Origin of the sequence: Lacticaseibacillus pantheris DSM 15945 = JCM 12539 = NBRC 106106 (genome assembly GCF_001311175.1) — a bacterium.
Taxonomy (GTDB): domain Bacteria; phylum Bacillota; class Bacilli; order Lactobacillales; family Lactobacillaceae; genus Lacticaseibacillus; species Lacticaseibacillus pantheris.
Genome location: NZ_BBAI01000039.1, coordinates 1 through 21,427 on the forward strand (window position 1 = coordinate 1; position 21,427 = coordinate 21,427).

The following is a 21,427-nucleotide window of genomic DNA, read 5'->3' on the forward strand; positions in this document are numbered from 1 at the left end:
TCTTTGTCTAACAATTCTAGGGCGCTTCATGGGCTTCTTTGGCTCCAGAATCCGTGGGAGGCCGGAACGGCCGGAGCGTGCGGGTGTAGCAAGCCACGGCGGAAGGCACGTAAGCCGCAACCCCTAACACCACCCGCGGGTTCTCACCGTTACTGGGGCCTATGCGTCCCGCTCACCCTGGCGGACAATTTTCGTGGCTCCCGCCAAACTAGGTGGCCCACCAAACTAACGATGAGGAAAACCGCGGCCACCGCGCAGACACCATTCCAGCCGAATCGGCCCCACGCCCAGGTGGCAAAGAAGGTGCCAAGTGCGCCGCCCATAAAGTAACTAAACATAAACACGGAGTTGTTCCGGCTACCAGACGTGCGGCTCAAAGATTGCACGATGGCCTGATTCGATACCTGACCAAACTGCGTCCCTAGATCAAGCAACACAATACCGACGATGAGTCCCATCACCCAGTGACCCAATGCCCAAAACGCCACAAAGGCCAGCACGGAAAAGGTGATGCCCATCCCCACCGTCCGCCGCGGCGACGTCCGGTCAACCAAGCGACCAATGTACGGCGCAAAGAGCACCCCGGTAATTCCCAGTAGCCCCATCAAGCCGGCCACGGTGCTACCCAAGCCAAACTGGTCCGCCAGGTAAAACGCAAGCGTCGACCACAACACGTTAGAGACCCCAAACAACGTAAAGCCATTGATGGCCGATCCCTGTAGGTGAGGTTGTGTACGCAGCAGGTGTGGCAGCGACCGTAACACTTGCCCGTAGTTTAGTTTTTGGTGTCCGCGCGATCCTGCGGCAGGTACCAGTGCAAGACCAGCAACAATACGGCCACAGCAATGGCTGCCACTAAGTACACACTTTGCCACGGCCAGAATCCGGCAAGCAACCCGCTAACCGACCGCGACAGTAAAATACCCGTCAGCAGCCCACTCATTACGCTACCCAGTACCTGGCCTCCGTGCAACCCGTCAGCTAAGTACGCTGAGAACGGGATGATTATTTGTGGAGCGACGGAGGTGATACCCACCAGGAGCGAGGCCGCCCCAAACCAAACGATGTTACGTGCCGAATATGCGGCGAGTAACGCAATCACCGCCAGAACCAGCATCACCTGAATGAGATGATTACGGTCAAAAATATCGCCTAGTGGCACTAATAGCAGCAAGCCAAACGCATACCCCAACTGGGTCAGCATGGCGACAACACCCACAGTTCCGCGCGACACTCCGTAACTATGCGCGATCAGAGCTTCCAGTGGTTGAATATAGTTCAAGTTGGCCACAACAATGCCTGTCGCGACTGCCAACAGTAGCACTTGGCCCTTAGTTAATCCTGTTTTCTTTATCAATTTAGTTTTTTTCCTTCCCCAATACTAGTCAACAACAGCGTCATGTTGAGGAATGGGCTCTCAATGCGCACAACGCGCCAATGAGTTAGGGCATCTTGTAACATCTAAACAACTTCCTTTGAAAATTTTGCCATGTGTTTTTGCCAAACATCATGTTTTGCCCCATTACGAATGACGCAAATTTGGACCTCAACAGTGCTTTTTTACCAGCCACAACTCATGGCAACCTAAAAACCATCATAACACGGTCCCGACTGACCATGACAGAGCGACCAACCGCCTAATTCTGGTCCAAGCGCAAAAAAAAGCCGAACATCAACGATTGATGTTCGGCCCAACGTTATTTTGCTGCCGTTTACTGGACTCGGACCAGCGACCTACGCTTTACTAGAGCGTTGCTCTACCAACTGAGCTAAAACGGCAAAACGTATTCGTGCTCTCAAGCACAAGAAATATATTACCATACGATTCCGTGCCTGTGTACCTCTTTTTGCAATTTTCTCACTAAAAAAACGGTTTTTGTTTATCATCAGGCAAAGAATTTGGCCCCTAAACGGTTTCAATAACGTGGCCGGACGCTACTGCTGACCGTAAATGGACTTCAACCCGTTCAGATCATCAGTGGACAACGTCGTCACACCCTGGTCGATGGGATACATGACCGAAGCTTTGCTCTGCGTGTTGTGGTCCAACCCCAGCGCGTGACCCAATTCATGCAGCGCGACCGGGAGCGCAATGGCGTCTTGATAGTTAACGTTGAGCCGCGCGGTCCCCCGGTTCACAATGGCCGTCACGTCCCCCGTGCTCGTAATACGCTTAACGATTTCCGGACCACCTTTGCCTAATTCCAGAGTGCCGTCCGCATCCGCACCCATTTGCTTACGGTAGGTGCCAAAGGTGATGCGATTCTGCACCTGGGTGCCCGTCCCCGGCCTAATTGAAACGATATGCGTGGCGTTGTACACCGCCACCGCCTGCTTAAAGACAGCCTGCACCGACGCCGGCGTGCCGTTGGTAAAGTGGTAATAGTAAGTATTGGCCAGCTGCACGCCCTGAACGATTGACTCAGTCGGCGTTTGGGTCGCGCTACTTGAGGCCGAACTGCTGCTGGCGGCGCCCCCACTGCCAGTCGTAGCATCCGTCGAGGAGCCGCTGTTACTATAGCTGTCAGTATTCACGCTCAGGTCACTAGTAGCGTTTTTCTTGATACGGTGGGCCAGGCCTTCCAAAGGCGGCAGGTCAACCAGCCAGTCGTGGACGTCATCCAGGTACCCTTTGACCCGGGTCACCATTGCTGCACGCGAAATGTTCACGCGGGGGTCCAACTTCACCCAGACACCGGCCGCTAATGCCGCCACCGGCACAACCAACATTACTACCCATGATTTCCACTTCATTAGTGCGCCCCCCTTCCGTCTTTGCATTGACCCACCACACCATCCTAGTTTATGGTGATGGGGATGCCCAATTGAGTAAACCAAATTTTACCACTATTACGCTGGAATCAAAGTTCTTTGCCCATCCCTAAGACAAATATAATGCTTAGAAAGGATTACCTAAAATGCAGCAACCATTAGCATTCCGCATGCGCCCGCGTAACCTCGACGAAGTGGTGGGCCAACAACACCTCGTCGGCCCAGACCAGATCATTCGCCGCATGGTCCAGGCCCACCGACTAACCTCAATGATTTTGTACGGGCCACCTGGTACCGGCAAGACCAGCATTGCTAGCGCGATTGCTGGTGCCACCAAGTACTCATTGCGGATGCTCAACGCCGCTACTGATACCAAGAAGGACCTCCAAATCGTCGCCGAGGAAGCCAAGATTAGCGGGACGGTCATTCTACTCCTGGACGAAATCCACCGGTTAGATAAAACCAAGCAGGATTTCCTCTTACCCCACCTTGAATCCGGGCGCATCATCCTGGTCGGCGCTACCACCGAAAATCCATACATGAGCATTTTGCCGGCCATTCGTAGTCGGGCACAAATCTTTCAAGTTTACCCGCTAACTCCCGACGATATTTCCACGGCCGTGATCGCGCACTCGCAGACCCGGAACGCGGTTTGGGCGAATATCCGGTTGACCTGACGCAGTCTGGCCGCGATTACCTAGTCTCCGCCACTAACGGCGACTTGCGTAGCGCCCTGAATGCTCTGGAGCTCGCTACCCTATCCACACCCGCAGTTGATGGGCAAATCACCCTCGACGACCGCGTGATGCACCAATCGCTCCAACAACGGGCGCTGGACGGGGATGCCAATGGGGACGCGCATTACGACCTCATCTCCGCCTTTCAGAAGTCCATCCGTGGCAGCGATGTGGACGCGGCTTTGCATTACCTCGCCCGGCTGATTGTCATCGGCGACCTTCCCAGCATCATGCGCCGTCTCCTCGTGATTGCGTATGAAGACATCGGCCTTGCCAACCCGCAGACCGCCAACCGCACCCTGAACGCCATTGACGCGGCGCAACGGCTCGGCCTACCCGAGGCCCGCATCCCGCTCGCCAACGCGGTCATCGATCTTTGCCTCGCGCCGAAGAGCAATACGGCAATCAGTGCGATTGATGCCGCGATTGCGGACATCCGCAAGGGCAAAGCCGGCGCGATTCCTGACGACCTCAGGGACGCCCACTACAAAAGCGCGCAGGCACTCGGCCACGGGGTCAATTACAAGCTACCGCACGACTATCCAGGTGGCTGGGTGCGGCAACAATACCTACCGCAGAAACTCCGTGGTACGCATTACTACACACCAAAACAGACTGGCAAGTACGAACAGGCGCTGTCCCAACGTCTGGAGCAATTGCGCCGGCTGCAAAATGGCCGCTAATGTCCAACTACGCCGCACATACAAAGAGCCCCACTACCGTCAAAGTAGTGGGGCTCTCGTTGTTACCTTCTGCCGCGAACAGGAGTCGAACCTGCACTTGGTTACCCAAACAGCGACCTGAACACTGCGCGTCTGCCAATTCCGCCATCGCGGCAACAACAGAGTTTAGTATATCAGGTCACATGAGGTTTGCCAAGCATTTCGCGCGAACGTGCGCTAAATATTAGTCAATGTTAATCTCGTGGTCCTGCTGGTTATCCTTATCTACCTTTGGCAACGTCACGTTGAGTACGCCATCCGCGTAACTGGCCTTAATACCCTTAGCATCAACGTCGGGCAAACGGTAGCTACGGGACATCGCACCATAGCTACGTTCCTGCATCAGCAAGTTGCCATCCTTATCGGTGTGGTCAGCATTGCTATTCTTAGTGGCCTGCACCGTGAGCACGTTGTCCTGGTAGCTTAGGTGAATGTCGTCCTTGGTCATACCCGGAACATCAATGTGCGCAACGTAGCTGTCACCATTGTCCTCAATATCCGTCTTCAAACCACGAACCTGTTGCGGAGCAAACACGTCGTCAAAGAAGTGGCGACCAATATTGTCAAAGAACGGATCCGCAAACATATCATTCCGCTGCATCATTTCATTAGCCATCATCAATTCTTCCTTTCCTTCGGGGGATTCATCCCCGCTCCTTGTTTACATAATATATAATGCCACCTTTTAGCACTCATGTCAAGCGAGTGCTAAAACAATTTACACTTGCCTTTTCTGACAGCGGGGCATGGCAACAAAGTGCGCTAATTATTTATACATTGCTGGTAAACCGTTGTTATTTATGCTTTAATTAATAGTACGAAGAAGGAGGCAACATTATGGCTATTAAGAGCAATCGCTTTGAACAAGACTTCGCCAAAAACCGTTATTATGGTGCAACAGGGTTAACCACCATCCCCGCATTTTTTTGCCAACTACGTGAACTTCTCGGGCCGGTCCCGTCGAAGTGAGTACTGGTATATCACGCTATGGACATTCATCCTATACATTTTATTCTTCACCGGTCTGTTCACCGCCCTGACTGGTACGGCCTATACACTTTCCACTAACTCGGTGGAGGACATCTGGTCGGGCATTTGGGTGGGTGCTGGCTTCATGATTATCATCCTCATCATCTTTGGCCTGGCGGTACTATTACCATCACTCGCCTCATCATCCGGCGTTACCGCGATGCGGGAATTCCTTGGTGGGTTCTTCTCATCCAGTACGCCATCGTTTTATTTGCCAACATGATTTGGGGGTACAGTAGCAACCAGTCAGCATTAATCGGCTTGGTCAGTGGCATCTTAACGTTTGTCATTACCTTACTGCCTAGCCGTACACCGCAACAGTAATACGTCAATCTAACCGTCTAGCCCTGAATATGGGTTAAACGGTTTTCTTTTGCCTTAATGCGGTATAATTAACACTTATCAATCAATTCGGGGGCGTGGGTAACATGTGGGGTACGGTGTTTAATACGGCAATGATTATTGGTGGTAGCGTGCTGGGCTCAATGCTTGGTCACGGTTTACGCGAAAATTATCACACCATCATGATGACCGCCATGGGGTTGGCCGTCATCGCCATCGGGCTGAACACCACCCTCACGCACATGAATAAAAGTCACTACCCAGTTCTATTTATTGTGAGCTTAGCCGTTGGTGGCGTCATTGGCGAATGGTTGGACCTTGATGGACACTTTAACCGCCTGCTTGAGCGTCGCGCTGGCGGCTCCGGACTGAGTCAGGGATTATCAACGGGCATCCTGTTGTTCTGTATCGGGACGCTGTCAATCGTTGGCCCCATTGAGGCGGCGTTACGTGGGGACACCACCATGCTCATGACTAACGGAATGTTAGACGGCGTCACCAGTACCGTCCTCGCCAGCACCTTTGGGATTGGCATGATTCTCGCTGCACCCGTGCTCTTTTGCTGGCAAACCGCAATTTTCCTGGGCGCCACCCTTCTCCGCGGAGCCATCAGTAGCACCATGATCAACGAATTATCGGTCGTCGGTGGTGTACTCATTCTGGCGAGTGGCATCAGCATTCTGGGCCTCAAACAGATTAAAACACTCAACCTCCTACCTTCGTTAGTCATCCCCATCATCGTGGTGGCGGTACTACAGATGTTTTAACCCTCGCACCATTCCACGCAAAAACGCCTATCCTGCTCGCACTGGCAGTAGCCATGTGCGGACCCGGATAGGCGTTTATTTAGTTACATTAATTGTTGTTCTGGCAAACTACAACTCCACACCTGCATCCTTAAAGAAGTATGCCAGTGGGTGCAGCTCCTGAGCGCCAAAGTAAGCAAAGAAGTCTTCCAGCGTCTTCAGCTTCTTGGCGTCGTGCTTACTATTGAAGGCTGGGTTGAAGAACTCATCGACCTGGCCGTCGTGCACGTTCACGTACAGCGATTCCGTAGCAAACGTCCGGTTGTCAGTAATCTTGGCGTCAATCAAGAATGGCTTGCCGGCTTTGCTTGCAGCCACCGCACGGTCAAACGCAGGCTTCAGGTCGCTGGTCTTACGTACAGTCACGCCCTCGATACCCATTGCCTCCGCAATCTTCGCGAAGTCCTGGTCAGCAAGATCAATCCCACTGTACTCAGTCATGTCGACGTCGTCCTGCTCGCCCTTGATGAACCCCAACACTTTGTTGCTGGTCACCACGTTGATGATTGGCAGGTTGTACTTCTTCTCGGTGATCAGATCCTGCATCACCATGGAGAACGCACCATCGCCGGAGATACTGAATACCTGCCGGTCCGGGAAGTCCAATTGCGCGGCAATGCGCCCGGAAGTGCGGTACCCATCGAAGCAAAGAGTGCGGAGATGGTCCACTTGTTCTTCGGGGTCAAGTGGAGGTAGCGAATCGCGTTGATACTGTTGTCACCAACATCAACTGCAAAGGCGGCGTTGTCGTCAGCAGCTGCGTTGATGGCCTTGTATAGTGGTTCAGCCTCCAGTGGGTCAGTGTCACGATCGGCCCGCTTCTGCAGGTAACCTTCCCATTCCTTGCTGTCCGCGATGGCCGCCTCGAAGAACGCACTCGGTGCAGCGGGCTCGCTGCGTTCCAGTAGCTTGTCCACGAAGGCGGTGGCATCGGACCAAACCGCCAAGTCAGCATGGTGCCGGCGCCCAAACTTAGAACGGTCAATGTCGACCTGAATAAACTTAAATGGACGCGCTTCAAAGACAACCCGAGCAAACGGGAAGTCTGCACCAATGGAAATGGCCAAGTCCGCGGAACCAAAGATTTCGTTTGCGGCCTTGGAGCCTAGACGACCGAGAGCACCGAGGTTAGCCTCGTAGTGTGGATCCACCTCACCAGTAGCTAAACTGGAGGTCACCAGCGGAATCTGGAGCTTGCGGGACAATTCAACCAGCCGTTCGCCGCCACCTTTGATACCCTGACCAACGTTAATGACCGGACGCTTAGCCGCCTTAATCATCCTCAACGTTTCGTCGATTTCCTCTACCGTTGGTTGTGGCAGTGGGGCTGCTTATCGCCAAGTTCGGCCTTAGCACTACCGTACGGTACATCAGGAATTTCTGCCATCCCAAAGTCGTTGGGAATAATGACTACCGCCACGCCACTGTGCTTGTAGGCTTCGCGAATAGCTTTGTCCACAACGTATGGTAAACTCTCAGGCGTCATCACGGTTCGGTCATAAACAGAAACGTCCTGGAACATTGGGTCTTCATCAAATTCCTGGAAGTAGTTGTAGTTCATGTTGGTGTGCGGCACCTGTCCAACCAGGGCCAGTACTGGCGCGTGGTCTTCACGGGCGTCGTAGAGACCCGTCAACAAGTTGGTCGCGCCAGGGCCAGCAGAACCAAACGCCACACCAATCTTACCGGTCAGCTTAGCGTCAGCCGCGGCCGCAAACGCCCCCACCTGCTCGTGACGAATCTGGATGTACTTGATACGGTCCTTTTCGTCGTCAAAGGCGGACATGGTGGAATTAAACGAACCACCAGGGTAACCATAAACATGGTCGACACCCCATGATTCCAATACTTGTAGCATTGCAACACTGGCACGAATGGTCTTTGCGTCTGCCATAAAAACACACTTCTTTCTGTATGCATTATTTTGATACCGTTTACAATAATAATGTACCACGTTGTCGCTCTACTTTCAAATAGTAAGCGTGCTTTAATTGTAAATATTCTGCACCAGTTACTGCTGTGCACCAACCTTTGCCCAGCCTCAACACGGGTAAGGGACCCGTTCTTTTACCCAGTGGCAGTCAATGCAACGATTGTATTTACAAACAATATTCAACACAGACGTAGGTTCAAATTTGCAAACAATCGCTGCACATTATAGCTTGTTGCGCGTAGCCGCCTTGGAAAAGATATAAGGTGCACAGAAATTGCACAAATTTGTCCTTTAGCTACTTCTTCTGTACGCAAAAAGCCCGGTTTCCCGGGCTTTTCTTTATGGTACTTTGCGTTGCATACCTATCATCTGCCGCGAACAGGAGTCGAACCTGCACTTGGTTACCCAAACAGCGACCTGAACACTGCGCGTCTGCCAATTCCGCCATCGCGGCAACAACAAATATAAATATACCAACCTCAGTGGGCTTTACCAACCCCTTTGCGGTTAAATGACGGATAATTTTTCTGGTCTGCCCCCAAACTGAATGGTACCGCCCTGATTACCCGCACCAATTGACGCTGGTAACAACAAACAAATAACGTCACACTTCAAACGTGGCTTGTCCACCAGGGCAATAGTATGGCCTGTAAATTAAGTTTCGCCAGCACGTTTCTTTGTACTCCCCAAGCCGGTATAATTATGATATTTACAGACCCGCTTTGATGACCTACACTGTCTGTTAGCACAAATCCGCAAGGGGGATTACTGATACAATGACACAGTTAAAAAAATGCGGAGCACCACGACCTGCACCACCGTCTGACTGCGGCCGGACTCCTCATTACCTTAGGGGTCGTTTATGGCGATATCGGGACCAGCCCACTGTACGTAATGAAATCGTTGGTGGCCGAGAACGGTGGCATGAGCACCATGACCCACGATTTTTTGGTTGGTTCAGTGTCCCTAGTATTCTGGACCCTCGCAATCGTCACCACCTTAAAGTACGTAATTATTGCCCTCCACGCCGATAATAAGGGCGAGGGGGGGATTTTCGCACTGTTCACCTTAGTCCGGCAACGGGCAAAGTGGTTACTGGTCCCCGCCGTGATTGGTGGGGCCGCCTTACTCGCTGATGGCATGCTGACCCCAGCAGTGACGGTCACCACAGCCATCGAGGGGTTAAAAAAAATACGGCGATTAATAACCACGTCTTTATTACCCAGCAAGACCAGGTCATCATCACAACCGTGATTATTATTTCCATCCTTTTCTTTATCCAGCGGTTTGGTACCCAGTCGATTGGTCGCCTCTTTGGCCCCATCATGACGCTATGGTTCCTGTTTCTGGGCGTCTTGGGCTTCATGAGCCTTACCCAGGACTGGTCCATGCTCGCGGCCATCAACCCCTACTATGCAGTTAAACTGCTGTTTAGTCCGGCGAACAAAGTCGGTATCCTCATTTTGGGCTCCATCTTCCTAGCCACAACGGGGGCAGAGGCCCTGTACTCGGACATGGGGCACGTGGGTCGGCCGAACATTTACGGTAGCTGGCCATTCGTCAACGTTTGCTTGGTGCTTAACTACTTGGGGCAGGCCGTCTGGATCGACCAGAACCGCACCAACGCAGCGTGGCAACACGCCAGCGACCTCAACCCCTTCTTTGACATGATGCCCGCTAGCATTCACCTTGTGGGCATCATCCTCGCCACGCTGGCGGCCATCATCGCCAGCCAAGCGCTCATTAGTGGTTCCTACACGTTGGTGGCCGAGGCCATTCGCCTGCGGTTCCTTCCCCGCCTTCGAATCGTGTACCCCAGCAAGTTCAAGGGCCAGCTATACATCCCCAGCGTTAACATGCTGATGTGGATTACCTGTATCGCCATCGTCCTGTACTTCCGTACTAGCGCCCACATGGAGGCTGCGTACGGTTTGGCCATCACCGTCACCATGCTGATGACCACCATCCTGCTGTACCAGTTCCTCCGGTTACGGCAGACGCCACGCTTGTGGGCCTGGGTAATCTTCCTATTCTTTGCTAGCATCGAAACCGTCTTCTTCATTGCTAGTGCCGCGAAATTCATGCACGGTGGTTACGTGACGGTGCTGATTGCAATGGTCATCCTAATTGTCATGTTCATTTGGCTGTATGGTGGCATCCTACGTGATCGTAATTCCTTCACGAACCAACGAGTATCGCTGTTAGCCTACAAAAAAAATGCTGAACTCGCTCCACACTGACCCCAATTACGAACGGTACGCAGATAACTTGGTTTACCTAACCAAAATTCATGACGGGCGGTTCGTCAAGAAGAACCTCATCTACTCGATTGTCGACAAGCGCCCAAAGCGTGCCGACGTTTACTGGTTCGTCACGGTCAACGTGACGGATGAACCCTACACCGCGGAATACAATGCCGACACTTACGGCACTAACTACATGGTCAACGTCCAACTGTTTCTCGGTTTCCGCATGCAGCAAACCGTCAACGTATTCTTACGTCAGGTCGTCCAGGACCTGATGGCGACCGGCGAAATCGACCGCCAGCCGCAAAAGTACACCACCATGCCGGGCCGCGAGGTGGGTGACTGGTCGTTCGTTCTCGTCCGCGAGGAACTTTCGTCTGAGACCCGCATCAACAGCTTTGCCAAAATCATTATCCAATCGCGCCTACTGCTCCAGCGGATTACGGTCAGTCCTGCCCGTTGGTTTGGTCTGGAATACGCCGACGTGGTTGAAGAGCACGTCCCACTCATTCTGGGCAAAGTTCGAGCTGCCCGCCTCAAGCGTGTACACGCCGACCCAAGCGCCAAGAGGAGAATCAATAACCGCGAACGCGAAAAACCGTCCTGGCGGGTCCCACACCAAGTAACAGTGGGACCCGTCAGGACGGTTATTTTGTTGCGCTGATAATTATCATTGCATACGCAAGATACGACGAATGCCGGCAACACGCCCGCCTAAAATCATGTCCGCCAGATGTGTCTTCAGCACCAAGTAGCCGTACACGCCACCGCCCAGTATGAGGGCAACGATGAGTTCAGCGACGGCACCGGGCTTGCTGACAGCCGGAATAAAGTAATTCATCAGCCACATAGCGATGCGCACGACCGCAAACATGAGGGACCCGAAGAAGAGCATCCCCGCCACGCGCCGCGACGTCTGAAACACTTTGAAGTGGTAATACTGCCACAACTTGCGGAGCATCAAAATCGAGTTAACACCCAACCCCGCTAGCGACGCCAGCATGGGCCCATACGCCCCGAACAAAGCCGACAGCGGGTATTGCAGAACCACTTTGACCACAATCCCCACCAACATTAACATGATGGCCAGACGGTTGCGGAACACCCCCTGGAGCAAGGCGGCCAAAACGGTGTACAGGCCGAGTGCCACCGCTAGGATACAGGACACCTCCAGCATCCGGATACCGGTACCATCGTAACCGTAGAACACCACGTACAGCGGCTGGGCGATGGCCATCATCCCCAATGACGCCGGAATCATCACGATGCTAAATAGTTGAATGGCGTTGGTCATCTGGCGGCTCACGTCATGCATCTCGTGCCGCGTCACCGCCGCCGACAGGAGCGGAATGACGGTAATACCCATTGCGGACGCCAGGGAGACCACAATCATGATGAGCTTGTTGGCGTTCCCCGCATACAACGCGTACAAATCGTTCATGTGGTTAACGGACCAGTTAAACAGGTGACCCCACATGGGTTTGTACGTGTACTGGTCGATAATGTAGTACCAGTTAATGGCCGAATCCATGATGATAAACGGAATCGCTTGGCGGGCAATGTCCATCAACAGTTGGTTGACGGACACATCGATTTGATTGGCCGAATGCGCCATCTGCGCGCGAATACGTGGCCACCGGCGGATGAAGATTGCGACCAGCATGAGGATACCAGCGAGCGCCCCAATGAAGGCCGCAAAGGTGGAGTGGGTCACCGCCAGGATGTAATCCCCGTTTCCCATCTTCATGATGAAGTACACGGACGCCAACATGTAGATGACGCGGACAAACTGTTCCACCAACTGCGATATCGCGCTGGGAGCCATGTCGCTGACCCCTTGGAAGTAGCCCCGCATGATACTGAGCATTGGTATGACCAATATCGCCCAGGCCAATGAATGAAACACGGGAATCATACGGCTATCCCCCGCCGCCAGGAGCGGGGCGGCAAACCACAGGATGGCGGCCGAAATCACGCCCAGAATCGACGTGGCAATCATCCCGTGCCACCACAACCGGATGGAGGTCGCGTACTCGTTCATGGCGTTATAGTGCGCAATCTGTTTGGCCACGGCGCTAGGAATCCCTGCGGTCGAGATAATGATAAACACGCCGTAGATCTGATACCCCTTGGTAAACAGCCCGTTCGCCGCTAGGGCTGCTGAACCGAGCCACGCCCACCACGGAATTATGTAGATTGCCCCCAGAACCCGGGAAAAGATGCTGCCGGCGGTCATCCACGCGGAGCCCCGCAACATCTTTGATTGGCTAGACGCAGTTGTCTGCGTTTCCTTTGCGTTCATTAAAATTCCTCTTTTTCGTAGTTAACATAGTAATTCTAATTGAATCGCACCACGACTGCAATTGACGACCGCATCTTTAAGCAGATTGTCAGTTTTATTGTGTTGCTTTATCGAACGGCGAGACACCAAAAAGGGTTCCCACCATGATAGCGGGAACCCCTATACCGGCATCGTCTAACTAGCCGACAACAATATTGACAATCTTATTTGGTACCACAATCACTTTGCGCACCGTCTTATCAGCAATGAACTTCTGCACATTCTCAATTACTAGTGCATCCTGCTGTAATTGATCCTGGTCGGCATCTTTGACCGCTTCCAGCTGCCCACGTAACTTGCCGTTCACCTGAACGGCAACGGTCACCGTGTCCGCAACCAGAGCACTCTCATCATACGTTGGCCATGCAGCGTACGTAATCGTGTCATCGTGGCCCAGAATCCGCCAAATTTCTTCCATCAGGTGTGGTGCAACCGGCGCCAACATCTTCACGAAGCCCTCAACATACTCGTACGGCAGGTCGTCCACTTTGTTCGCGTCGTTAATGAAGACCATCATCTGCGCAATCGCGGTGTTAAACTTCAGGTCGGCAAAGTCCTCGGTGACCTTTTTCACGGTCTGGTTGTACACCTTAGTCAAACTACCGTCATTAATCGTCGTAATGTGGTCGCGCATCTTACCGTTTTCGTCAACAAAGGTACGGTAAACGCGTTCCAGGAACTTGTGGGAACCGGCAAGGCCCTCAGTACTCCAAGCAATCCCGGCATCCAGCGGTCCCATGAACATTTCGTACAGACGCAAAGTGTCAGCCCCGTACTCGCTCACCACGTCGTCCGGATTAACCACGTTGCCCTTGGACTTACTCATCTTTTCGTGGTTGTCACCCAAAATCATCCCCTGGTTGAACAACTTTTGGAATGGTTCCTTCGTTGGCACCACGCCAATGTCGTACAGGAACTGGTTCCAGAACCGCGCGTACAACAGGTGCAGAACCGCGTGTTCCGCCCCACCGATGTACAGGTCAACGTTCATCCAGTACTTCATCTTGTCGGGATCGGCCAGCATCCGGCCGTTGCGCGGATCAATGTAACGGAGGAAGTACCATGACGACCCTGCCCACTGCGGCATGGTGTTGGTTTCCCGCTTACCTTTACGACCATTTTCATCAACCACGTTAACCCAGTCTTCTAGGTTGGCCAGTGGGCCATCAGTCGAGCCGGTTGGTTCAATGTTAGCGTCCTCTGGCAGCATGAGCGGCAGCTGGTCTTCGGGTACCAAAGTTGTCTCCCCGTCCTCCCAGTGGATAACGGGAATCGGCTCACCCCAGTAACGCTGACGGGAGAACACCCAGTCGCGCAGCTTGTAGTTAACCTTCTTGGCCCCCACCTGGTGTTCGGTCAACCAGTCGACCATGGCGTCAATGGCGTCAGCCTTATTCATGCCGTCCAGGAAACCACTGTTAATGTGCGCGCCATCCTTGGTGTAGGCAGCTTTGTCAACATCGCCGCCCTCAATTACGGGCATAATTGGTAGGTCAAACTTCTTGGCAAAGGCCCAGTCACGGTCGTCATGGGCAGGTACCGCCATGATGGCCCCGGTCCCGTAGCTAGCCAGTACGTAGTCCCCAATCCAAATTGGTAACTTGGCACCGTTAACGGGGTTCACAGCGTAAGCGCCCGTAAATACACCGGTCTTGTCCTTGTTTAGGTCGGTACGGTCCAGGTCGGACTTCCCAGCGGCCTCCTTGATGTAGGCGTCCACTGCGTCCTTCTGTTCAGGTGTCGTGATGGCCTGCACCAGCTCCTTTTCCGGAGCCAGTACCGCGTAGGTAGCACCAAACAAGGTATCTGGACGGGTCGTGAACACTTCAAAGGACTGGTCAGTACCGTCAACCTTAAAGTTAACGCTGGCACCAACCGAACGGCCGATCCAATTACGCTGCATTTGCTTGATGGATTCTGGCCAGTCCAAATCATCCAGGCCATCCAGCAACTTGTCCGCGTAGGCAGTAATCTTCAGCATCCACTGGCGCATAGGCTTCCGTTCAACCGGGAAACCACCCCGCTCAGTTTTTCCGTCAATCACTTCTTCGTTTGCAACCACGGTCCCGAGATCCGGACTCCAGTTAACCGGGACTTCCGCCTCGTAGGCCAGACCACGCTTGTACATCTGTTCAAAAATCCACTGCGTCCACTTGTAGTACGACGGGTCGGTCGTGTTGATTTCACGGTCCCAGTCGTAGGAGAAACCGAGGCTCTGGATTTGCCGCTTGAAGTTAGCGATGTTCTTGGCGGTAAATTCCTTCGGCGGGTTACCAGTCTTCAGGGCGTATTGTTCTGCGGGTAAGCCAAAGGCATCCCAACCCATGGGGTGCAAAACGTTAAATCCTTGCATCCGCTTCATGCGGGCAACGATATCCGTGGCGGTGTAACCCTCAGGATGGCCAACGTGCAAACCTTGGCCTGATGGGTAAGGAAACATGTCGAGGACGTAATACTTCGGCTTTTGCGGATCCTTCCCCGTTTTGAACGTGTCGTGTTCACGCCAATACTTCTGCCACTTTTTTTTCGATTGCTGCATGGTCAAATGCTGCCATATTGTTTGTGCCCCCTGTATGTTTTGTGCCACTGAACGCAAAAAGCCGCCCTAACAAGTTAGGACGACTCCGAGCCGCGGTACCACCTAAGTTCCGGGAACCTCCCGGCGCTTGTCTGGATAACGGCAGCCCGGTCAACCCTACTGACATTGTTCAGGTCGACAACCGAGGAAGTCAGTTCACGTGGGGGACCCGAACGGCTTCCAACAACCGCCGTCTTTCTGGACGAGACCCACACGCTAATAATCTTCCCTGCGTTTAGTATTGAGTTAAGAATAGCAAAATCACCCCCAGCAAGCAAGCACTAAACGGAGACTATGCTAAACTAACAATATTTCTTTCACTAAAGAGGGGTTAATATGCGCATTCAACGTTGGCTTCTGGCCACCATCATGATTACGCTGGTACTAATACTGGCAGTTGCTATCACCACTAGTCAACCTTTGATTCACCAATTCGATACATGGGGGCTACACGCCGCTGGCGCCGTCACACCCGCGCGCACCTCATGGGCCCGCTTCATCACCAACTTTGGTGAACCGGTCAATATGACCATCACCGCTATTGTCGTATCACTCTGGATCATGTGGCGTCGCCGGCCATCCTGGGCCGCAACGGTGGCGGGCGCGGTGCTCAGCACGGCCATCATCAACCGGCTGTTCAAAGCAGTAATTGAACGGCCGCGTCCGTTTGTGGCCGACCCCACTTTGCACGCACTCACCCACGCCAGCGGCTGGAGTTTCCCCAGCGGCCACGCCAGCGCCAGCGCGGCACTGGTCACCGTAATTATTATCTATATATGGCACTGGCACCGACGCCCATTGCCCCGCACGCTGGTGGTTATCCTGGGCGTTATCTACGCAGCCACGATTATGTGGAGCCGCGTCTACCTCCACGTCCACTTTGCCAGCGACGTGCTGGCCGGAGCCCTAGAAGGTATCGCCTGTGCAATTATTGCCCGGGAAATAGTGCGTTGGATTACCATCCGCGGCAGCCAGGATGCTATTGTCGACGCGCCTGACGACCAAGCAAGTTAGCTGCTAACGATAACAACACGACTACGGCACACGCAATGTACACCACGTGCAGGGCATCGAACAACACGTGCCGCAAGGGCACCACTACTTTGTCCGCCAGTTCGTGGACGGTTTGCGAATTGACTAGCTTGTTCATCATTTTGGTGCTGAGGTCGGGCTGACCAGCAACACCGGCAGCGATTTGTTGATTAAAGATGATGCCGTAGATTGAGATCATCAGCGTTTGCCCTAACGTACGGCTCAGGGTGTTGAAGCTGGTCGCCATCCCAATCTGGTCTGGCCCCACCACGTTCTGGGACTCCACGGTGGTACTCGTGATGATAATCCCGAAGCCGAAGCCGAGGACCGCGGACACCACCAGGAACACAGGGTAGGTGGTATGAATGTTCAACAAGGTTACGGCCACAATACCGACGAACACGTCAATCAACGCGATGCCCAGCACCCGGCTGGCACGCATGCGCGGCAACATCTTACCGGCCGCAAAGGAACCGACCACCCACAAAATGCTGCTGGGGGTCACGGCAAAGCCACCCAACGTGGCGTTCACGCCCAAAATCCCCTGCATCCACATAGGAATGTATACTTCGTGGCCCATAACCACACCCGAAATGAGTGCAGCAATAATATTTTGTGAGATGAACGCCTTTGACTTAAACAGGCTCAAACTAATGACCGGGTCAGTGGCCCGCCGTTCTGCGGCGATAAACCGCCAGATGCTCAGTGCAGCTCCAACCAATAATGCCGTCGCGTACCAAATACCATGCGGCAGCTGCAGCAGCTCGCATGCCCCCAGAACACAGACCAGAATCAACGCCAACCACCAAATGCCGCGTACATCCAGACTGGAAGAGCTGGTACGCGGCTTTTCGTGTAGGAAAACCGCTGTTAGCCCCATGGTTAGGAGACCAATGGGAACGTTAATAATAAACACCCAGTGCCAAGATAATTGGTCCACGATGAGACCACCCAGTAATGGCGCTACAACTGCTGCAATCCCCCATGCAGAACCGTTGAGGCCGAGCACCTGCGCCCGCTTAGCCAGCGAATACATGTCCGCGATAATGGTGTAGGTAACCGGCATGATGGCGCCAGCTCCCACACCCTGAATGGCACGGGCGACGATGAGCATAATCATCGATTGCGATAGTCCGCTGAGCAACGAGCCAATGACAAAGATGCCGAGGCCAACCATCAAGACCGGCTTACGGCCACGCATATCGGCCATTTTGCCGTAGACGGGGGTCGCAATTGCGCTGGTTAGCAGGTAAATTGCAATTACCCAGTTCATCAGCCGAACTCCGTGCAATGATCCAACAATTGTTGGCATGGCGGTACTGACAATTGTGCCCTCAATGGCAGCCATGAAGGTGGCGATGAAGACGGTCACCGTCATTACCGGCACGTTGGTACGTTGTGTATGCATAATTTCTCCCTCAAATAAGTACAATATGTGGTTGGTGGGGCCTTAAGCACAGGGGATAAGTGCGTTTCGGTTAGGTTTGGCGGTTAACCTGCTACTCTCCCCCATTACTCGTGCGTTTGAAAACGATTTGCATCCCGCAGAAACTGGAGCGTAACCCGCTACGGCAATGAAGCCAGGCCCGGGCTTAACCGCCGTAGCAAGTTACGCTCCAGTTTCTAACCGCGGGGCTCCACTCTCTAAACGAGCTGCGCAGGCTAGAAGGCGACGCATAAGCATCTCTAACCAAAAGGCCAAAACCGGGCCTTTCGGTTAGAGATGCTTATGCTCTGCCTTCTAAATGGCCTGCTCCGCTTTCTACAAAAAAAACGGCAGGACAAATTAATGTCCCACCGCCAATCGATCACTTCTACTGCAAGTACTGCTTCAGTACGTCTACCTTATCGAGGTGCTCCCACGGTAAGTCAACGTCCGTGCGGCCAAAGTGACCATATGCCGCCGTCTGTTCATATATTGGGCGCTTCAAATCCAACATCTGGATAATCCCCGCCGGCCGTAAGTCAAAGTTGTCCCTAATTGCGTCAACAATTTTGCTTTCCGGAATTTTGTTTGTGCCAAACGTGTTCACCGAAATCGAAACCGGCTTGGCCACACCTATTGCATAGGCCAACTGGACTTCCAGCGTACTTGCTAAGCCCGCAGCCACGAGGTTCTTGGCGATGTAACGAGCCGCATAGCTGGCCGACCGGTCAACTTTGGTTGCGTCCTTACCAGAGAAGGCCCCACCGCCGTGACGCGCAAAACTCCCGTACGTGTCCACAATGATCTTCCGGCCCGTCAACCCAGCATCTGCAGCTGGTCCGCCCAGCACGAAACGTCCCGTTGGGTTCACGTAGATCTTCGTCTGGTCATCCAGCAGGTTAGCCGGAATAACGGCACGGATCACTTGCTCCTCAACGTCCGCCCGGATCTGGGCCAAAGTAGCGTCTGGATCATGCTGCGTTGAAACCACCACGGTATCCACACGGAGTGGCTTGTTATCCTCACCGTATTCTACCGTCACCTGCGCCTTTGCATCTGGGCGCAAGTACTTAATCGTACCGTCATGCCTCAACGCGGCGATCTTACGCATCAGACTGTGCGCAAGCACCGCCGGTAGCGGCATGTACTCGGGCGTCTCGTCAATGGCGTAACCGAACATCATTCCCTGATCGCCGGCCCCAATCTGGTCCAGCGGGTCAGCATCGCCTGAGCGTTCCTCTAGGGATTCATTTACCCCTTGAGCAATATCGGGCGACTGTTCATCCAGAGCAACCAATACGGCCACTGAATCAGGATCAAAGCCACTCTCACGCGTATAACCAATCCGCCGAATCGTATCACGAACAACGCCCTGGATATCAACGTACGCGTTGGTTGATACTTCACCAAACACCAACACCAATCCGGTAGTCACGCTGGTTTCAACCGCGGCCCGTGCATCCGGGTCCTTGGCTAGCAGCGCGTCCAAAATGGCATCACTGATTTGGTCCGCAATCTTATCCGGGTGCCCCTCAGAGACCGACTCGGACGTAAATAAACGTTTTTCTGACATATGAAATTGTTTCCCCCTAAAAGTTTTCGGTTACAAGGCAAACCCACGTGTGTGGGCTATCGGGAATTCTTTGCAACAATCTATCCTAACACAAAACGGGCCGGTCTCACAAAGGTTTTGCCTCACTCCACATTTTCAGGTAGCATAGGGACAGAAAGAAGGTAGAAAGATGCCATCAGCAAGAGACCGAATTCTCTCAACCATTGCGCTCGCTGGTCTATCCATCACGTACCCCATTCTCGCGGGGGGCACCGGTGGGTTTGTATGGTCGTTTCAACTAGTCGCACTGGTCATACTCGCAGTCGTTATCGCCGCGGTACAACTGGATTGGCGACCAGGTTGGTTAGCCATTGTGGGCATCATTCCCGCAATAATAGGCGCTTTTAACCAGTGGACAATTCTACCGCTCGCATTAGCGCTATTGGGCTTAACCTACATAATTAGCACGCAAACGATGCTGCACGAAATCCGCACAACTTTGTTGATAGTTCTAGCTGGCTTTACCCAGATAATGCTCACCATGGCGGACACGCACGTTCTGCAAAGTAGCTACCTCACCGCGCTGATTCTGATGCTAATTCCGTTTGTCGTGGGGGTCTGGTCGAAATATCTACATGTGGGCAACCAGCCTCGCTATCTTTATCATCTGCATCGCGGGCTTCATGCTTCAGCACCTCACTATCATCGTGGTGGTGGCTATCATGGTATTGGCGTTAGTGCCATTACGCCGGCGCAGAGATTGGTGGTCTGCCTACTGGTTAGCCGCCGCCTGGGTCACCAGCATCTTGATGACTGTTTCATTTATTCACGGCTAGGATAGTCCTAGAGCAGAAAAAAAAGCCTGCACATGGCTCCCAATTCGTACTAGACTAATCATCTAAGCAGAACGGGTGGCTCGCCATGTGTAGGCTTTTTTTTGGTTTGCAATTTCACTCAACCACGCGATCACTATCCGTATTCGTGTGAAAAGCCATGTACACCAATTCGCACAAAGTAGCAACGAGACCACCTGGAGGCCAAAAATAAATGACTACAGTAATAATCAACGTATAGGCCGGTAGCCGCCAGCTGTTCATAAACCGATACGGCGGCATAGCCATTATGCGCAGCGCCTGGTCGACCATTCCCTCACGGCGTAACGCGTTGATGATGCTCCGTGACAACCACCAGTAGGCGGCGCTCCATACCGCAAAGACGACCAGGTAAAAATACTCGGGCGCACGGTAGTTCAAAAACCGGCCAGACCATGCCGTGGCTACAGGAATAAACGACATGGTCAACAACCACAGATTGTTGATCCAATATATACGTTTGGTCACACGCCTTAAAATCATGAACATATAGTGGTGGTTGTACCACGCAACCCCAATAAAAAGAAAGCTCACAATGTACGCAAACAGGTACGGTAAATCACCTGCCATCGCACTCCACAGGTAGGTTTCTGGCACCTTGAATTCTAGAATCATAATGGTCATGATAATTGCAATCACAGCATCAGTAAAAGCTTCGACACGATTTTTATTCATAAAAGGATCCTCCAAACATAACTACATGGTATTTTACACTCTCGTAGTATATTTGAAAACCACCGTTATTCAAGGGATACTAATTAACGCTCCATTAACTGATTTGCCAATCACGTTGGATCAAAAAAAAGAGCATTGCTTGCGCATTGCTCCTTTGATGTACCTATCTAACTAAAAGACGGAGAGTAAGGGATTCGAACCCTTGATACAGGCAAAACCCGTATACATGCTTTCCAAGCATGCTCCTTCAGCCTCTCGGACAACTCTCCAAGCTAAAATAAAAACTCCGGTTGTCGGACTCGAACCGACGACAACCTGATTAACAGTCAGGTGCTCTACCAACTGAGCTAAACCGGAATAATAT

13 protein-coding genes, 5 tRNA genes, 3 pseudogenes, 1 riboswitch and 1 other annotated feature are annotated in these 21,427 nt (G+C 52.9%); of the genes and pseudogenes, 6 read left to right on the forward strand and 15 right to left on the reverse strand.

The window, feature by feature from the left end; translation table 11 throughout:
• Positions 1-149: 149 nt before the first annotated feature.
• The 4 genes from JCM12539_RS14855 to JCM12539_RS10335 all read right to left on the reverse strand — a co-directional run bounded on the left by JCM12539_RS14855 (position 150) and on the right by JCM12539_RS10335 (position 2,754).
• Positions 150-674 carry an MFS transporter gene (locus JCM12539_RS14855; protein ID WP_263849795.1) on the reverse strand — a complete coding sequence of 175 codons (525 nt, stop codon included), beginning with the start codon at positions 672-674 and terminating at the stop codon, positions 150-152.
• A 101-nt stretch (positions 675-775) separates the two neighbouring features.
• A complete protein-coding gene (locus tag JCM12539_RS14860; RefSeq protein WP_263849796.1) occupies positions 776-1,357 on the reverse strand; it encodes an MFS transporter in 582 nt (193 codons plus the stop codon).
• Between the two features lie 349 nt (positions 1,358-1,706).
• Positions 1,707-1,779: transfer RNA gene (locus tag JCM12539_RS10330), tRNA-Thr, on the reverse strand.
• 156 nt (positions 1,780-1,935) lie between these two features.
• Complete coding sequence (locus tag JCM12539_RS10335) at positions 1,936-2,754, reverse strand: matrixin family metalloprotease (protein ID WP_162204127.1); 819 nt, start codon at positions 2,752-2,754, stop codon at positions 1,936-1,938.
• A 164-nt stretch (positions 2,755-2,918) separates the two neighbouring features.
• Between JCM12539_RS10335 and JCM12539_RS10340 the strand changes: the two are divergent.
• A pseudogene (locus JCM12539_RS10340) lies at positions 2,919-4,192 on the forward strand (replication-associated recombination protein A).
• Between the two features lie 70 nt (positions 4,193-4,262).
• Here JCM12539_RS10340 and JCM12539_RS10345 read toward each other — a convergent pair.
• Both JCM12539_RS10345 and JCM12539_RS10350 read right to left on the reverse strand, forming a co-directional pair.
• Positions 4,263-4,346, reverse strand: a tRNA-Leu gene (locus JCM12539_RS10345).
• Between the two features lie 69 nt (positions 4,347-4,415).
• Positions 4,416-4,847, reverse strand: coding sequence for an Hsp20/alpha crystallin family protein (locus JCM12539_RS10350; protein WP_054651266.1), 432 nt, complete (start codon positions 4,845-4,847; stop codon positions 4,416-4,418).
• Positions 4,848-5,168: 321 nt separating this feature from the next.
• On the opposite strand from JCM12539_RS10350, the gene JCM12539_RS12855 reads away from it, so the two are divergent.
• Together JCM12539_RS12855 and JCM12539_RS10355 are read left to right on the forward strand one after the other, a co-directional pair.
• The gene (locus JCM12539_RS12855) at positions 5,169-5,483 is read left to right on the forward strand and encodes a DUF805 domain-containing protein (protein WP_082405485.1); all 315 of its coding nucleotides are present in this window, start codon (positions 5,169-5,171) and stop codon (positions 5,481-5,483) included.
• Between the two features lie 205 nt (positions 5,484-5,688).
• Positions 5,689-6,369, forward strand: coding sequence for a DUF554 domain-containing protein (locus tag JCM12539_RS10355; protein ID WP_054651268.1), 681 nt, complete (start codon positions 5,689-5,691; stop codon positions 6,367-6,369).
• A 108-nt stretch (positions 6,370-6,477) separates the two neighbouring features.
• Here JCM12539_RS10355 and spxB read toward each other — a convergent pair.
• Both spxB and JCM12539_RS10365 read right to left on the reverse strand, forming a co-directional pair.
• Positions 6,478-8,302, reverse strand: a pseudogene (gene spxB / locus JCM12539_RS10360) (pyruvate oxidase).
• A gap of 409 nt (positions 8,303-8,711) precedes the next feature.
• Positions 8,712-8,795 (reverse strand) — tRNA-Leu (locus JCM12539_RS10365).
• Between the two features lie 356 nt (positions 8,796-9,151).
• Between JCM12539_RS10365 and JCM12539_RS10370 the strand changes: the two are divergent.
• A pseudogene (locus tag JCM12539_RS10370) lies at positions 9,152-11,251 on the forward strand (KUP/HAK/KT family potassium transporter).
• 6 nt (positions 11,252-11,257) lie between these two features.
• Here JCM12539_RS10370 and JCM12539_RS10375 read toward each other — a convergent pair.
• Together JCM12539_RS10375 and leuS are read right to left on the reverse strand one after the other, a co-directional pair.
• Positions 11,258-12,889 (reverse strand): putative polysaccharide biosynthesis protein, encoded by a 1,632-nt coding sequence (locus JCM12539_RS10375; protein ID WP_054651270.1) that lies wholly within the window; start codon positions 12,887-12,889, stop codon positions 11,258-11,260.
• 178 nt (positions 12,890-13,067) lie between these two features.
• Positions 13,068-15,467, reverse strand: coding sequence for a leucine--tRNA ligase (gene leuS, locus JCM12539_RS10380; protein WP_054651272.1), 2,400 nt, complete (start codon positions 15,465-15,467; stop codon positions 13,068-13,070).
• A 72-nt stretch (positions 15,468-15,539) separates the two neighbouring features.
• Positions 15,540-15,745, reverse strand: a binding site (T-box leader).
• 97 nt (positions 15,746-15,842) lie between these two features.
• Between leuS and JCM12539_RS10385 the strand changes: the two genes are divergently transcribed.
• The gene (locus JCM12539_RS10385) at positions 15,843-16,520 is read left to right on the forward strand and encodes a phosphatase PAP2 family protein (protein WP_054651274.1); all 678 of its coding nucleotides are present in this window, start codon (positions 15,843-15,845) and stop codon (positions 16,518-16,520) included.
• On the opposite strand, the gene JCM12539_RS10390 is transcribed toward JCM12539_RS10385, so the two are convergent.
• Together JCM12539_RS10390 and metK are read right to left on the reverse strand one after the other, a co-directional pair.
• Positions 16,486-17,946, reverse strand: a complete 1,461-nt coding sequence (locus JCM12539_RS10390) for an MDR family MFS transporter (protein WP_054651276.1) — start codon at positions 17,944-17,946, stop codon at positions 16,486-16,488. The two genes, JCM12539_RS10385 and JCM12539_RS10390, sit on opposite strands and share 35 nt — an antisense overlap.
• A 406-nt stretch (positions 17,947-18,352) precedes the next feature.
• Positions 18,353-19,537, reverse strand: a complete 1,185-nt coding sequence (gene metK / locus JCM12539_RS10395) for a methionine adenosyltransferase (protein WP_054651278.1) — start codon at positions 19,535-19,537, stop codon at positions 18,353-18,355.
• A riboswitch (SMK box riboswitch) is annotated at positions 19,537-19,618 on the reverse strand. Its footprint overlaps the gene before it by 1 nt.
• 88 nt (positions 19,619-19,706) lie before the next feature.
• On the opposite strand from metK, the gene JCM12539_RS10400 reads away from it, so the two are divergent.
• Positions 19,707-20,357 (forward strand): hypothetical protein, encoded by a 651-nt coding sequence (locus JCM12539_RS10400; protein ID WP_054651280.1) that lies wholly within the window; start codon positions 19,707-19,709, stop codon positions 20,355-20,357.
• Positions 20,358-20,466: 109 nt separating this feature from the next.
• Here the strand turns inward: JCM12539_RS10400 and JCM12539_RS10405 are convergent, their stop codons facing one another.
• The 3 genes from JCM12539_RS10405 to JCM12539_RS10415 all read right to left on the reverse strand — a co-directional run bounded on the left by JCM12539_RS10405 (position 20,467) and on the right by JCM12539_RS10415 (position 21,420).
• The gene (locus JCM12539_RS10405; RefSeq protein ID WP_054651282.1) at positions 20,467-21,063 is read right to left on the reverse strand and encodes a TMEM175 family protein; all 597 of its coding nucleotides are present in this window, start codon (positions 21,061-21,063) and stop codon (positions 20,467-20,469) included.
• 179 nt (positions 21,064-21,242) lie between these two features.
• Positions 21,243-21,332, reverse strand: a tRNA-Ser gene (locus JCM12539_RS10410).
• A 15-nt stretch (positions 21,333-21,347) separates the two neighbouring features.
• A tRNA-Asn gene (locus JCM12539_RS10415) sits at positions 21,348-21,420 on the reverse strand.
• Between the last annotated feature and the right edge of the window lie 7 nt (positions 21,421-21,427).

Bases quoted from the DNA above. Each gene is read 5' to 3' on its own strand.
- JCM12539_RS10335 (WP_162204127.1), bottom strand. From the start codon at position 2,754: ATGAAGTGGAAATCATGGGTAGTAATGTTGGTTGTGCCGGTGGCGGCA.
- JCM12539_RS10350 (WP_054651266.1), bottom strand. From the start codon at position 4,847: ATGGCTAATGAAATGATGCAGCGGAATGATATGTTTGCGGATCCGTTC.
- JCM12539_RS10355 (WP_054651268.1), top strand. From the start codon at position 5,689: ATGTGGGGTACGGTGTTTAATACGGCAATGATTATTGGTGGTAGCGTG.
- JCM12539_RS10375 (WP_054651270.1), bottom strand. From the start codon at position 12,889: ATGAACGCAAAGGAAACGCAGACAACTGCGTCTAGCCAATCAAAGATG.
- leuS (WP_054651272.1), bottom strand. From the start codon at position 15,467: ATGCAGCAATCGAAAAAAAAGTGGCAGAAGTATTGGCGTGAACACGAC.
- JCM12539_RS10385 (WP_054651274.1), top strand. From the start codon at position 15,843: ATGCGCATTCAACGTTGGCTTCTGGCCACCATCATGATTACGCTGGTA.
- JCM12539_RS10390 (WP_054651276.1), bottom strand. From the start codon at position 17,946: ATGCATACACAACGTACCAACGTGCCGGTAATGACGGTGACCGTCTTC.
- metK (WP_054651278.1), bottom strand. From the start codon at position 19,537: ATGTCAGAAAAACGTTTATTTACGTCCGAGTCGGTCTCTGAGGGGCAC.
- JCM12539_RS10400 (WP_054651280.1), top strand. From the start codon at position 19,707: ATGCCATCAGCAAGAGACCGAATTCTCTCAACCATTGCGCTCGCTGGT.
- JCM12539_RS10405 (WP_054651282.1), bottom strand. From the start codon at position 21,063: ATGAATAAAAATCGTGTCGAAGCTTTTACTGATGCTGTGATTGCAATT.